The 14,605-nt window shown below is 64.7% G+C and carries 10 protein-coding genes; 4 read left to right on the forward strand and 6 right to left on the reverse strand.

Translation table 11 applies throughout. The features are described 5' to 3' along the window. Positions 1–28: 28 nt before the first annotated feature. Positions 29–1,678 carry an AMP-binding protein gene (locus AC3WUF_RS06050; protein WP_492423427.1) on the reverse strand — a complete coding sequence of 550 codons (1,650 nt, stop codon included), beginning with the start codon at positions 1,676–1,678 and terminating at the stop codon, positions 29–31. Between the two features lie 284 nt (positions 1,679–1,962). Here AC3WUF_RS06050 and AC3WUF_RS06055 point away from each other — a divergent pair, with 284 nt between their 5' ends. From AC3WUF_RS06055 to AC3WUF_RS06065, 3 genes are all read left to right on the forward strand, one after another. Further along, positions 1,963–3,033 (forward strand): SMP-30/gluconolactonase/LRE family protein, encoded by a 1,071-nt coding sequence (locus tag AC3WUF_RS06055; RefSeq protein WP_492423429.1) that lies wholly within the window; start codon positions 1,963–1,965, stop codon positions 3,031–3,033. A gap of 93 nt (positions 3,034–3,126) precedes the next feature. Then, a complete protein-coding gene (locus AC3WUF_RS06060; protein ID WP_492423431.1) occupies positions 3,127–5,982 on the forward strand; it encodes a penicillin acylase family protein in 2,856 nt (951 codons plus the stop codon). Beyond that, positions 5,975–7,600, forward strand: a complete 1,626-nt coding sequence (locus AC3WUF_RS06065) for a phytoene desaturase family protein (RefSeq protein ID WP_492423433.1) — start codon at positions 5,975–5,977, stop codon at positions 7,598–7,600. The genes AC3WUF_RS06060 and AC3WUF_RS06065 overlap by 8 nt, the downstream gene beginning before the upstream one ends. Before the next feature lie 59 nt (positions 7,601–7,659). On the opposite strand, the gene AC3WUF_RS06070 is transcribed toward AC3WUF_RS06065, so the two are convergent. From AC3WUF_RS06070 to AC3WUF_RS06090, 5 genes are all read right to left on the reverse strand, one after another. Next, entirely contained in the window at positions 7,660–8,028 is a 369-nt protein-coding gene (locus AC3WUF_RS06070; RefSeq protein ID WP_492423435.1) for a glycine zipper 2TM domain-containing protein, read from the reverse strand. A 181-nt stretch (positions 8,029–8,209) separates the two neighbouring features. Next, on the reverse strand, positions 8,210–8,968 hold the full coding sequence (locus tag AC3WUF_RS06075) for a glutathione S-transferase family protein (protein WP_492423437.1): 759 nt from the start codon (positions 8,966–8,968) through the stop codon (positions 8,210–8,212). A 111-nt stretch (positions 8,969–9,079) separates the two neighbouring features. Next, entirely contained in the window at positions 9,080–10,237 is a 1,158-nt protein-coding gene (locus AC3WUF_RS06080; protein ID WP_492423439.1) for an acyl-CoA dehydrogenase family protein, read from the reverse strand. Further along, positions 10,230–12,368: a 3-hydroxyacyl-CoA dehydrogenase NAD-binding domain-containing protein gene (locus AC3WUF_RS06085; protein ID WP_492423441.1), complete on the reverse strand. Its 2,139-nt coding sequence runs from the start codon at positions 12,366–12,368 to the stop codon at positions 10,230–10,232. Before AC3WUF_RS06085 ends, AC3WUF_RS06080 begins: the two co-directional genes overlap by 8 nt. Positions 12,369–12,399: 31 nt before the next feature. Beyond that, positions 12,400–13,608, reverse strand: a complete 1,209-nt coding sequence (locus AC3WUF_RS06090; RefSeq protein ID WP_492423443.1) for an acetyl-CoA C-acetyltransferase — start codon at positions 13,606–13,608, stop codon at positions 12,400–12,402. A gap of 241 nt (positions 13,609–13,849) precedes the next feature. Here AC3WUF_RS06090 and AC3WUF_RS06095 point away from each other — a divergent pair, with 241 nt between their 5' ends. Continuing rightward, positions 13,850–14,464, forward strand: a complete 615-nt coding sequence (locus tag AC3WUF_RS06095) for a TetR/AcrR family transcriptional regulator (protein WP_492423445.1) — start codon at positions 13,850–13,852, stop codon at positions 14,462–14,464. Positions 14,465–14,605 lie beyond the last annotated feature (141 nt).

Here is a 14,605-nt window from a genome sequence, read left to right on the forward strand (position 1 = left end):
AAAGCCCGGCAGTGCCGGGCTTTCTTCTTTACTCCCAGACCACCTTCGTCTTGTAGTCGTCCGCCGTTGCGGTGATCTGCGCGAGGTAGCGCTTCTCGACCTCGTTGCGCTTGACCTTCATCGTCGGCGTCATGATGTTGTTGTCGATCGTCCAGGCGTCCTTGGCGACGAAGATCTTGGCGATCTGTTCATGCGCCTCGAGCGTGTCGTTGACGGTGCTCATCTCGGCGATCAGGCCCTTCTCGCATTCGGCGCGCGGCTTTTCAGAGCCCTGCTGCGACAGCGTGACGACCATGATCGGCTGCTTGAGGCCGGTGCCGACGAAGCACAGCTGATCGATGTCGGTGTTGCGCGCCAGTGCGCCTTCGATCGGCGCGGGTGCGACGTATTTGCCCTTCAGGGTTTTGAAGATGTCCTTGACGCGTCCGGTGATGTACAGATAACCGTCTTCGTCGATGCGGCCCTTGTCGCCGGTGCGCAGCCAGCCGTCGATGGTGAACAGTTCGGCGGTCTTTTCCGGATCCTTGTAATAGCCCGGCGTGACGCCGGCGTGGCGGAACTGGATCTCGCCGTCCTCGGCCAGGCGCATGTCGGCGCCTGGCATCGCACGGCCGACGGCGCCGAGGCGATTGGCCTTGGGCAGGCTCGCGGTCGCGTAGATGTTGTTCTCGGTCATGCCGTAGCCCTGCAGCACGGTGATGCCGAGCTTCTGGAACCACTGCATCAACGCGACCGGCATCGGCGCGGCACCGACGAACAGATAACGCGCGTTCTGCAGACCGGCGCCCTTCTTGATCTTGTTCTTGATCAGCGTCGACAGCAGCGGAATCTTCAGCAGACGGTCGAGCTTCTCCTGCGGCAGCTTGCGCAGGACGCCGGCCTGGATGCGGCCGTAGACGAGCGGCACGCCGAAGAAGCGCGTCGGTGCGACTTCCTTGAGTTGCTCGGGCAGTTTCTCGAGCGCTTCGAGGAACCACACCTCGGCGCCGAGATAGATCGACGCCAGCTCCACCGCGCCGCGCTCGAAGGCATGCGCCAGCGGCAGGTAGGAGAAGAAGCGTTCCTGGCCCTGCGCCGGCATCGCCTTGATCAGGCCCTGCGTCGAGAACGTGACGTTTTCCGTCGTGATCATGACGCCCTTCGGATTGCCGGTCGTGCCCGAGGTGTAGATCAGCGAAATGACCTTCTTCGGGTCCGGCGCCACGTAACCGGCGAACGGCTCGCTCTTCCTGACGAGGTCGTCCCACTGGTGGGTGCTGGCGGCGACGTCGGGATAGGGCATCGCAATCGTGATGATGTCCTTGGGCAGCGCGCCCATGAACTCGGCGGCGTCCGGCATCGGGCCGATGAACACGACCTTGGTCTCGCTATGCGAGAGGATGAACTTGACGGCGTCGGTCGACTGCTTCGGATACAGGCCGACGCTGATGTAGCCGGCCATCGCGATTGCCATGTCGGCGAGGAACCAGTGCGCGGTGTTACGTCCGGAAATCGCGATCGCCGAGCCTTCCGGCAGGCCCAGGTTGCGCAGCGCGGTGGCCATCGACCGGATCTGTGCTTCCGCCTCGCCCCAGCTATAGGACTTCCAGACGCCATCGATCGATTGGTACAGCCAAGGCTGCTTGGGTCGTTCCTGCGCCCACTGCAGCAGCGTTTCCACCGGATTCTTGAGCGACATCAGCTTCCCCGTGCGATACGTATCGACATGTTATTGGCGTTGGCCGCGTGCCCCCAGAGGCCGGGTTCTGTGCTCAAAACGGTCCTGGCACAGGTTTCCGGCGGCCGAATCGGCATTATAGGAGCATCCCCGGGCCTGTCGGGTGGTGATTTCTCCCCATCGGCGTGCTGGACTTCGCCATCGATGGACCGCTTGATGGACATCAATCGGGCCTATTTGCACAATCGGCGGGCGCCCGCTCGGCAAGGGGCTTCAGTCTTGGACGGATACCTCGGAGTATCGACATGATGCGCTTGCTGACCCTGCTGCTGTTCCTGCTGGCTGGCGCCGCGGCCTGGCTGCTGTTTCTGCCGGTCCCGATCGAGCCGCAGAGCTGGACGCCTCCCGTGCTGGATCCGGCGGCTTATCCGCTGAATGAGCGGCTCAAGCCGGCGGTGCGGCTCGCCGAAGATGTCGGAAAAGGGCCGGAAGGTCTCGCGATCGACGGCGCGGGCAACGTCTATGCCGGTTATGACGATGGCCGGGTGATCCGCTTCGACAGCAGCGGTGCAAACCCGACCGAACTCGCCAATACGGCTGGCCGGCCGCTGGGCCTGGCAGTCGCGCCCAACGGCGATATCTACGTGGCCGATGCCTTGCGCGGCCTGCTGCGCATCGGTGGTGACGGTAACGTCACCGTGCTCGCGGTGGAAGCCGAGGGGCTGCCCTTCAAGTTCGTCGACGATGTCGACATCAGCGCCGATGGCGGCAAACTGTATTTCTCCGACGCCTCGTCGCGCTTTGGCCTGCACGACGTGATGGCCGACGTCTTCGAGCACGGCCCCAACGGACGTGTCATCGAATACGACGTCGCCAGCGGGCAGAGCCGCGTCATCATGCGCGGCCTGCATTTCGCCAATGGCGTGACGATGGGGCCGGCCGACGAATACCTGCTCGTCAACGACATGAACAAGTACCGCGTGCTGCGCTACTGGCTGCGCGGCGACAAGGCGGGAACGACCGACGTCTTCATCGACAACCTGCCGGGCTTCCCGGACAACATCAATTTCAACGGCCGCGACCGCTTCTGGCTGGCGCTCTACACGCCGCGCATCGCCGCGCTGGATCAGCTGTTGCCGAAGCCGAACTTCCGCAAGATTCTGTTCCGCCTGCCCAAGGCACTGCAGCCGGGGCCGACGATGCACGGCTGGGTACTCGGCCTCGATCTCGACGGCAAGGTCGTCGCCGATCTGCAATACGCGGACAAGGAAGCCTACGCCCCGATCACCAGCGCCGTGCAGTCCGGCGATACGCTGTTTCTCGGCAGCCTGATCGCGCCCGCCATCGGGCGGATTGCGGTTCCGGCCGCCAACTGACGGCGATCGGGCAAGCCTGCATATCTACCAGCAGACAATGGGGAACGACTGGGTACACTGAGCGCCGAGGAGACAATAGCCAAGGGGCGCGCAGTGAACCCAAACATTCAGAAACTGACGGCAGCCGCGTGTCTGGCGACGCTGCTCGTCGCCTGCGGTCAATCCGAAGCACCGCGGAACTCCGGCGGAACGCCATCGCCGGTGCCGCTCGATCTGGTCCTCAAGGCAGAGAACGCCTTGCCGCCGGGGCAGTCCGGATTCGTTTCGCTGACTGGGCAGGCGCAAGGCCTGCTGACCGGCAATCCGGCCGACTACGGTCCGCACATCGACGACCAGCGCCGCATGTACTGGAGCTTCGATGCGAAGCCGGGCGCGCTCGGGACCAAGCCCGGCACGCCGGAGATTCCGCGTGACGGCGTCGAGATCTATCGCGACAGCTACGGCGTGCCGATTGTCTACGCCGATGATTTGCGCGATGCCTGGTTCGGTGTCGGTTACGCCGTTGCACAGGATCGCCTGTTCCTGATGGACGCGGTGCGGCGCATGGGTGCCGGCACCTTCTCCGAACTGACCGGCTGCGGCGGTGTTGCCGGCGATATCCAGCAGCGCATCCTGACTTACACCGATGCCGAGTATCAGGGCTTCTTCGATGCCGCATCGCCCGATGCGCAACAGGCGGTGCTCGGCTATGTGGACGGCGCCAATGCCTGGCGCGAGAAGGCGCTGGCGAATCCGACCTTGCTGCCTGCCGAGTACGTGCTGCTGACGACGACGCCAGCACCGTTCACGGTGAAGGACGTGCTCGCCTCGGGCGTCTACATCACGCGCTTCGTCGCCTCCGAGGGCGCCAACGAATTCCTCAACATCCAGGCGCTCAAGCAGCTGGAAGTCGAATACGGCTCGCGCGAGGAGGCGTACAAGGCCTTCCTCGACATGACCTGGCTCGAAGACCCGAAGGCGGTCGTCAGCGTGCCGCGCGAGTCCGGGACGTTCTCAAACCAGGCCGAAGCGCCCGAAGGCCGCGAAGCGGTGTTCCGCCGCACCGCGGACTGGGCGCTGAGCTTGCCGGAGACCTTGTGGAAAGGGCCGGGCACCGGTCACGCGCCGGATCCGTTTCCCTGCAATCTGCCGATCAAGCGCCTGCGTCTGCCGTCCGGGGGCATGGGCGCCGGCGGTGAGGTGATCGTCAAGCCGCTGCCGAAGGGCAGCGCGGCGAAGGCGAGCAGCAAGAAGAGCGCGATCAGCGATGCGCAGCGCGCCGAGCAGGCACGCCTCGCCGTGCGCAAGGTCACGCAGGCGCTGATCGAACTGCGCGATCACATGCACGGCGGCAGCATGGCCTATGCGATCGGCCCATCGCGCACCCGCGATGGCGGCACCTTGATGCTCAGCGGGCCGCAGCTCGGTTACGGTTATCCGCTGCTGCTCGTCGAGTTTGAAGTGCACAGCGGCGAGTACAACGCGCGCGGCTCGTCGGTGCCGATGCTGCCGGCCGTTGGCATCGGCTACAGCGAGCATGCCGCCTGGGGACTGACGACCGGCTACAGCAAGACGATCGACTCCTTCATCGAGACCGTCTGCTCGACGGCGCAGCAAAGCGCCGGCACCTGCGCCGCCGAGCAGTACTTCCACAACGGCGCATGGAAGGACATGGATTGCCGCGACGAGCGCATTGCCTATCGCGCCGCGGCGCAGGGCATTCCGGCCGGGCCGGCGATTCTCAATGCGAGCGCACGCGTTTGCCGCACCGTGCACGGCCCCATCGTCGCCAGCGACGAAGCCGCGGGTCTCGCACGCAGCGTGCAGTACGCGATGTACCGCCGCGAGCTTGAGACCATCGAAGGCGTTGCCGCCTGGTCCAAGGCGAAGAGTTTCGAGGAGTTCGAAGCGGCCACCGCGAAGGTGACCTGGAACGAGAACGTCACCGTCGCGACACGCGACGGCCACATCGCATACTTCCATCCGGGTGCGTTCCTGCGACGCTCGCCGCAGACCGACATGCGTCTGCCGATTCCCGGCACCGGCGAGTTCGATTTCGGCGCGCCGCTGGCCTTCGACGAACTGCCGCACGCGATCGATCCGGCACAGGGCTATCTCGCCAACTGGAACAACAAGCCGGCCTACGGCTGGCTCGACGGCGAAGGCCTGGGCTCCACCTCGCGTCCCGGCGGTCCGGGCCAGCGCGTGACGAGCATCCTCGACAAGCTGGCGACGCGCAGCGATTGGCAGTTCACCGATCTGCGCGAGATCGACCGGCACCACGGCATTCGCGATCACCGTGCGCGCGAGTATCTGCCGCTGCTGCGTGCCTTCTACGCACGCAAGTCCGCCGAACTCAACGAAGTGCAGCGCGGCGCGCTGGATCTGGTGCTGGCCTGGGACGGTGTGGCCTTCGGCCCCACGCAGGACATCGACGACGAGGAAACGCGCGATGGACCGGCGCCGACGATCTTCGATGCGATCGTTGTCGGCTTGCGCGATGAGCTGTTCGGTAGTCTGCGCGACAACGTCATCGATCCCGGCGTCGCCGATCCGGACCCGAACAATCCTGACCCCGAAGCCGGTCTGACGATCTACGGGCGTGTCGCCGGCGTCGGCAGTCATGTGTTCGACCAGAGCGGCATGGACAACCTGGTGTTGCGCGTGCTCGACCCCGCGCACTCGGGCCTTGCGTTGCGCCGCGACTACAGCGGCGGCCGCGAGCGCGATGCGATCATCCTCGCGGCGCTCGATCGCGGCTTGCGAGCGCTCGCCGGCAATGTCATCGACATCACGCTGGGCGACCTGCAGAACTTCCGCCGCATCCATCCGCGCTCCGAACTGTGCTCGCTGTCCGGCGTCATCGGCCCGGGCTCGGACACGATTCCCGGCACCTCCTGCATGACGATGCCTTATGAAGATCGCGGCTCGTGGGTGCACCGCGTCGGGTACGAGAAAGCCGATGACTGAGTCCGCGCGCCAGCTTGATTGCGTCATCGTCGGTGGCGGTCACAACGGCCTGGTCTGCGCCAACTACCTGGCGCGCGCCGGACGCAAGGTGCTGGTGCTGGAGCGGCATCATACGGTCGGCGGCGCCGCGATCAGCGAAGAGATCGCACCCGGCTATCGCGCCTCGACGGCGTCCTACCTGATCTCGCTGCTGTTGCCGCAGGTCGAGCAGGACCTGCAGCTGCGTGCGCATGGCTACAAGGTACTCAATCGCAATCCCTCGTCGTTCACGCCGCTGCCGGATGGCCGCTCGCTGCTGATGGGCGCGGACGCCGCGTTCAACCAGCAGCAGATCGCGCAGTTCTCGAAGCGAGACGCCGATGTTTACCCGCGCTACGAGGCCTGGCTGACGCGCGTTGCCGAGGCGCTGGAGCCCGCGCTCGAAGACATTCCGCCCGACCTGCTGCCCTTGCCGGCGTCGTTCCGCCGCCGCGGCCTGCGCGATCGCATCGCCAATCTGCATCGCGCGCTGAAATTCCATCGCAGCCTGAAGAAGCTCGGTGCCGATCTGCCCGCCGCGCTGGAGCTGCTGACCGGACCAGCGCGACCGATCCTCGATCGCTGGTTCGAGTCCGAAGCGCTCAAGGTCACGCTGGCGACCGACGCGATCATCGGCGCGTTCGCGCCGCCGTCCGCGCCTGGGACCGGCTATGTGCTGTTGCATCACGTCATGGGCACGGCCGGCGGTGCGCGCGGCGTCTGGGGCTATGTCGAAGGCGGCATGGGTGCGCTGAGCCAGGCGCTGGCGCGGTCGGCGATGGCGGCGGGTGTCGAAATTCGCACCGAGGCCGAAGTGGCCGAGATCGAAGTGCGCGACGAGCGCGCGGTTGCGGTCCGCCTGAAGTCCGGCGAACGCATCGCGGCGAAGATGTTCGCATCGAACGCGACGCCGGAAGTCACCTTCCGCAAATTGCTCGCCGCCGAGCATCTGCCAGCCGCATTCAACGAAGCCGTCGCGCGCATCGATTATTCGAGCGCGGTGATGAAGATCAATCTCGCGGTTGCCGAGCTGCCGGATTTCAGCTGCATGCCGGGCCGCCGCGAAGTCGGCCCGCAGCATCGCGGCACGATCCACATCAGTCCGACCGTCGAGTATCTCGAACGTGCGTACGAGGACGCGCGGCGCGGCGAGCCTTCCAGCGAGCCGGTCGTCGAGCTGACGATTCCGACCTCGGTCGACCGTACTCTGGCGCCGGATGGCCACCACATCGTGCAGATGTTCGTGCAGTACGCGCCGTACCGGCTCGCCAGTGGCGATTGGGATGAGCGCAAGGACGCTTTTGCGCAGCGTTGCATCGACACGGTGAACCGTTACGCGCCGAACTTCGCTGCTTCGGTGCTGCATCGTCAGATCCTTTCGCCGCTCGACCTGGAGCGCCGCTTCGGCCTGACCGGCGGCAACATCTTTCACGGCGCGATGCCGCTGCACCAGTTGTTCGGCTTCCGGCCGGTGCCGGGCTGGAGCGACTACCGCACGCCGTTGCGCGGGCTGTATCTCTGCGGTGCCGGCGCGCATCCCGGCGGCGGCGTCAGCGGCGCGCCCGGGCGCAACGCAGCGCGGGTGATGCTCGTAGACTAGAACGAAGAAAGGGCAAGCGCGATGGCTTGCCCTCTACAACGACCACCGTCGGAATCCGCTCAGTCCACCGGCACTTCGCGGCAGTTCTGGCGAGTGCTGACTTCCTGGTCCGGATACTTGCTGCGCGCAATCTTGTTGCCCGCGACGGCGCCGCCGACCGCACCGACGGCGGTGGCCGCATCGTTGCCGCGGCCGCTGCCGATCTGATGACCGACCACGGCGCCGGCAACGCCGCCGAGTACCGTGCCTGCCACCGAATTGGTACCCCATTTCTTCTCGGTGACGACCTGCTCTTCAGTGCAGACCGTCTTGGTGGCTGCCACTTCCGTAGGCTTGCCGTCGTCGTCACGGAGCGCGAACACCATGGCCGAGGTCACGACCAGACCGGCTGCAACGCCGCCTGCAATCGCTGCTGTCACTGCGTTCATAAATCACCCATCTGTCTCATGAGCGTTTCCGCTCGATGGAGTCACCTTAGGGGCGGCAGCTGAACTCCGACTGAGCTGCGCCGATCATCTGTCGTTCAGCCGCGAGCATGCGGATTTCAGTCCGATGAATAGCCCATCGCTGCGATCACTTCATACGCGAGGAACAGCAGCACCGCTGCGATCAACATCTGTTTGATGCGCGGAGCCGGAACAACCGCAGCGCAAACTGTCCGGCGGGATGGGTGCGGAATCTTTCGATGTCCGCCCATGCAGCAGCGGGTGACTCGGCGGGCGTGGGCAAACGGATTCCATACTCGGGTGGCAACAGGATCGGCGCCGCCATGCACGCGAACGTCAGGTCAGCGGCCGTGAACCGCGTGCCGCACAGATACGGCCGGCCATCGGCGAGTTGCTGCGCCACTTCATCGAAGATCAACGCAATCGTTTCAAGGTCTGCCTGGATTCTTGCGGGCGAGAGATCGAGCTTGCGGGTCAACATGCGCTTGAGCAGCGGAAACAGCAGCGGTGCGAGCGCACGCTGCCAGCCCGGCGTGCCCTGTCCGGCTGTTCTGAGCACGGTGCCGGCCGGTTGCGCCATGAAGTGCAGATAGACCCAGCGTCGGGTGGCGACGCCAAGGTCCTCATCGAAGCGGGTTTCCAGGGCTTCGATCTCGGCGCGCTGCGAGGCAGGGTAGAGCTGGCGATCCAGCGGCAGCCTGCGATCGAGGAACTGCAGGATCGCCGTCGAATCGGCGATGACGTCACGGCCTGCAAGCAGCACCGGCACCGTGCCGCTGCGGCTGTAGCGCCGCACGGCCCGGTAGTGCATGAGCTGCAGATGCGCTTCCTCGACGTAATCGACGCCCGCATGCGCAAGACCCCAGCGTGCCTTCTCGCAGTAGTGGCTCATCGGGATTGTGATCAGGCGCGCCGTGTGCATGCCCGATTAAACGCCGGGGTTGGGTGCGCGGCAAGCGGCAGGCACAAAAAAGGCAGGCCATCGCTGGCCTGCCTCGCTTCATCGCGCCGCCTTTGGGATCGGCGCTTTGCCTTACAGAAAACGCCCGATCAATTCCTTCATGATCTCGTTGGTGCCGCCGTAGATGCGCTGCACGCGCGAGTCGCGCCACAGCCGCGAGATCGGATACTCATCCATGTAGCCGTAGCCGCCATGCAGCTGCAGGCACAGATCGGCAATCTCGAACTGCTTGTCGGTCGTCCAGTACTTGGCCATCGCCGCCGTCACTGCATCGAGCTTCTTGTTGAGCAGCAGTTCGGTGCATTTCTCGACGAGGATGCGGCCCAGCATCGCCTCGGTGCGGGCTTCGGCGAGCTTGAAGCGCGTGTTCTGGAAATCGATGACACGCTTGCCGAAGGCCTTGCGGTCCTTGACGTAAGTGGTCGTCAGATCCAGCGCCAGCTCGATCGCCGAAACGGCGGCCCAGGCGACGATCAAGCGCTCCTGCGGCAGCTGTTCCATCAGCTGCATGAAGCCCATGCCTTCGCCCTTGCCGAGCAGGTTGGTCTTCGGGATGCGTACGTTCTCGAAGAACAGCTCCGAAGTGTCCTGGCCGTGCATGCCGACCTTCTCGAGGTTGCGTCCGCGGCGGAAGCCTTCGCAATTGTCGGCTTCGACGACGACCAGCGAGATGCCCTTGGCCTTGTCGTTCGGATTGGTCTTGGCAACGACGATGATGATGTTCGCCTGCTGGCCGTTGGTGATGAACACCTTCTGGCCGTTGACGACGTACTCGTCGCCTTCGGCGATCGCCGTCGTGCGCACGCTCTGCAGGTCCGAGCCGGTGCCCGGTTCGGTCATCGCGATCGCGCCGACCCATTCGCCGGATGCCAGCTTCGGCAGCCAGGCCTTCTTCTGCGCCTCGCTGCCGTAGTGGAGGATGTAATGCGCGACGATGCCGTTATGCAACGACAGGCCCCACGAGGAGCAGCCGACCTTGGCCTGTTCCTCAATCAGCACCTTCTCGAACGCAACGTTGCCATCGCCGCCGCCGTACTCGGACGGCACGCTCGGGCACAGCAGCCCGAGCGCGCCGGCCTTGGTCCACAGATCGCGATCGACGCAACCCTGTTCGTCCCAGCGCGCGACATTGGGGCCGACTTCGGTCTGCATGAAGCGACGCGCCGTCTCCTGGAACATGCGCAGCTCGTCGGTGACGTAGCTGCCTTGTGCAAGTGCAGTGTTAAGCATTGAAACGGGTTCCTTCCTTGGCCATCTTGACGAGAATCTTCGCCGGCTTGAAGCGCGCGCCGTACTTCTTCTCGAGTTCCTTGCTGCGCTTGACGAACTTCTCGAGGCCCACCGCGTTGATGAACTGCAGCGCGCCGCCCTGGTGCGGCGCGAAGCCCCAGCCGAAGATCGAACCGATGTTGGTGTCGGCGACGGTTTCGACGACGCCTTCCTCATGGCACTTGGCCGCTTCATTGGCCTGCGCATACATCATGCGGTCGATCATTTCCTGCTGCGGCAGCTGCTGTTCGGCAAGCGGGAAGTGCTTCATCAGTTCCGGCCACAGCGACTTCTGGCCGGAGGCCGGATAGTCGTAGAAACCCTTGCCGGCCTTCTTGCCGACGCGGTCGAGCTGCTTGACCATCTTCTCGACAACCGCAACGCCCGGATGCTCGGCAACCGTCTTGCCTTCGGCCGCATAGTCCTTGCGCGTCTGTTCGAGCACGTGCATCGACAGCGACAGCGAGACCTCGTCCTGCAGCGCGAGCGGGCCGACCGGCATGCCGGCCTGCAGGCCCGCCACTTCGATCGAACGCGGATGCTGGCCTTCGGCGAGCAGGGTCAGGCCTTCCATCGGGTAGGTCGCGAAGCAGCGCGAGGTGTAGAAGCCGCGCGAATCGTTGACGACGATCGGCGTCTTCTTGATCTGCTGCACGAAGTCGAAGCCGCGCGCGAGCGTCTCGACGCTGGTCTTCTTGCCCTTGATGATCTCGACCAGCGGCATCTTGTCGACCGGCGAGAAGAAGTGCAGGCCGATGAAGTTCTTCGGCCGCTCGCTGGCTTCCGCGAGGCCGGTGATCGGCAACGTCGAGGTGTTCGACGCGAACACCGCGGTCTTGGCGAGCTGGGCTTCGGCCTTGCGCGTAACATCGGCCTTGATCTTGCGATCCTCGAACACCGCTTCGATGATCAGGTCGCAGCCCTTGAGATCGTCGTAGCTGGTCGTCGCCTTGATGCGGCCGAGGAACTGGTCCTTGCCTTCCTGCGTCTGGCGGCCCTTCTTGATGTCCTTGTCGAGCAGACAGGCCGAGTAGGCCTTGCCCTTGTCGGCGGCGTCCTGCGTCGTGTCGAGCAGCACGACCTCGATACCGACCTTGGCCGACGAGTACGCAATGCCGGCGCCCATCATGCCGGCGCCGAGGATGCCGAGCTTCTTGACCGCCGAACGCTCAGGACCCTGCGGGCGCGAGCTGCCCTTGTTGATGCCGTTGAGCTGGAACCACAGCGTGCCGATCATGTTCTTCGACACCTGCGAGACGACCAGGTTGGCGAAGTAGCGCGACTCGACGATGCAGCCGGTGTCGAAGTCGGTGATGCCGCCTTCGAACACGCAGGACATGATGTTGGTCGGCGCCGGCATGTTGCCGTAGGTCTTGGCCGAAGCCATCGACGGTGCAATCGCCCACAGCTGCGCGTTCGCCGGCGACTTCGAATCGCCGCCCGGCCACTTGAACTTCTTGTCGTCCCAGGGCTGAACCGGCTTCGGGTTGGCGAGGATCCATGCCCGCGCCTTGGCGAACATGTCGTCGCGGTCGTTGGCGAGTTCGTGGATGACGCCCTGCTGCTTGGCCTGCTCGGCCTTCAGTTCCTTGCCTTCGAGCATCAGCGGCAACGAAGCCTGGATGCCGATCAGACGCGGCAGACGCTGCGTGCCGCCGCCGCCCGGCAGCAGGCCGAGCTTGACTTCCGGCAGGCCGAACTTGGCCTTCGGATCGTTGATCGCGATGCGGTAATGGCAGGCCAGCGCGAGTTCGAGGCCGCCGCCGAGCGCGGTGCCGTTGAGCGCGGCGACGACGGGGCGGCCGCACTTTTCGAGGCGGCGCAGGAAAGCCTTGTAGGTTTCGGCGAGCTCAAAAGCGATGGCCGGATCGGTGATCGCGAAGACGCCCTCGATGTCGGCGCCGGCAAGGAATTCCTTCTTGCCGGACGTGATGATCACGCCCTTGACCGTCGCGTCGCCTTCGATCTGCGTGATCGCCGCGGCGAACGGCACGGTCAGTTCTTCATTGAGCACGTTCATCGAACGGCCCGGCATGTCCAGCGTCAGCGTGACGATGCCGTCTGCATCCTTGTCAATTTTCACAGCACTCATTGTTCGGTTCCTGATAATGAGGTGAGGCGCGTTACACGCGCTCGATGATCGTGGCGATGCCCATGCCGGCGCCGACGCACAGCGAGGCCAGACCGGTCTGCTTGTCCTGGCGCTCCAGCTCGTCGAGCAGGGTGCCGAGGATTGCGCAGCCGGTAGCGCCCAGCGGATGGCCGAGCGCGATCGAGCCGCCGTTGACGTTGACCTTGTCCGGGTCGATGCCCAGATCGCGCTGCGCACGCAGCACGACGGCAGCGAAGGCTTCGTTGATCTCGAACAGGTCGATGTTCTTGGCGTCCATGCCCGCACGCGCGAGCGCCTTCTTCGACGCCGGGCCGATGCCGGTCAGCATGATCGTCGGCTCCGAGCCGATGACCGCGGTCTGCACGATGCGCGCGCGCGGCGTCAGGCCGAGCTTCTTGCCCATCTTCTTGCTGCCGATCAGCATCAGTGCCGCGCCATCGACGATGCCCGACGAGTTGCCGGCGTGATGGACGTGGTTGATCTTCTCCAGCGTCGTGTACTTGCGCAGCGCGGTCGCGTCGAAGCCCATCTGACCCATCTGGTCGAACGACGGCTTGAGCTGCGCGAGGCCTTCGAGCGTGGTGTCGGGCTTGATGAACTCGTCATGATCGAGCACGACCATGCCGTTGAGATCGCGGACCGGAATCAGCGACTTCGCGAAGCGGCCTTCGGCGCGTGCCTTGGCGGCCTTCTGCTGCGAACGCAGCGCGAAGTTGTCGACGTCGGTGCGCGAGAAGCCTTCCAGCGTCGCGATCGTGTCGGCGCCGATGCCCTGCGGCGCGAAGCCGGTCTGCTGATTGACGCGCGGGTCCATCGCCCAGGCGCCGCCGTCGGAGCCCATCGCCCAGCGCGACATGCTTTCGACGCCGCCGGCGACGACGAGGTCTTCCATGCCGGACATGACCTTCTGCGCGGCGAGGTTCACCGATTCCAGGCCGGACGCGCAGAAGCGCGACTGGGTGATGCCGGCCACGGTCTCGGCCCAGTTGGCATACAGCGCGGCAACGCGCGCGATGTCCGCGCCCTGTTCGCCGACCGGCGTGACGCAGCCGAGGACAAGGTCGTCGACCAGCGCGGTATCGAGTTTCGGGTTGCGCTCCTGCAATGCCCACAGCAGGTTGGCGACGAGATGGATCGGCGTCACCTGATGCAGGCTGCCGTCTTTCTTGCCCTTGCCGCGCGGCGTGCGCACGGCGTCATAAATGAATGCTTCGGCCATGGTTCTCTCGTACTTCGGATGATCGCGATGCTTGCAGTGCGCGGTAAGTGAAATTACCATTCGCGCATTGGCGAGCGTGGGGAGCGAGGCTCAAAAGCCGGCGGAGTGCGCCATAGCCTCGGCCGGCAGCTTAATCAGCCTAGCTATGGTGGTCAATCGCCAATTCCTTGGCGCGCTAGATGTCTCAGTAACAATCATTACTGAGACCTTGTTTGGAGAGGCATTTGTGGGAGAGCGGGGAATGGCGAAAGCCGACAGCATCAGCCTGGACCTGAGCCAGATCGATCCGGAAACCCGGATGCGCATCGAGCAAGCCGTGCTCGATGTCTTTGCCGAACGCGAGTTCCATCGCGTCGGCCTGATCGAGATCGCGCGCGGCGCGAATGTCTCGCTGCAGACGATCTACAAGTACTACGGCAGCAAGGAAGCGCTGCTGTTCTCGAGTCTCGACGCCTGGCTCGCGAAGCTCTCGGCGCGGATGATCGATCACCTGCAGGGTATCGAGGACTACAAGGAGCGCCTGCGCAAGGTGTTCTGGGTCTTTCTCGATTTCACCGAGAAGAATCCGAAGATCGTCCAGCTGATGATGAGCTCGGTCTACATCAACACCTGGCGCAAGCAGGGCCAGTACGAGAACCCGGAACTGTTCGGACCGTTCATCCGCGTTCTGGGCGAAGGCCGCATGCGCGGCGTGCTCAACGACAGCGTCGACGAGAAGGTGCTGCTCGACTACATCATGGGCGTGCTGTTCCGCCTCGCGCAGAGCTATGTGCACCGAGGCATGAAAGAACCGCTGACCAAGCAGGCCAACGTACTGTTCGAGATGCTGTGGCGGGCGATCTCGAAGCCGGATTAGTCCACGCAAGAAAGCGGTAGGCTGGGATGAGCGCAGCGAATCCCAGCTTGCCGTCTCGCATACCCGGGCCTGCTGGGATTCGCTGCGCTCATCCCAGCCTACGCAGCTGAGCTGCAGTCGTCGTAGCCCGGGTGAAACCCG

Source organism: Fontimonas sp. FW305-C-3, from assembly GCF_058783185.1.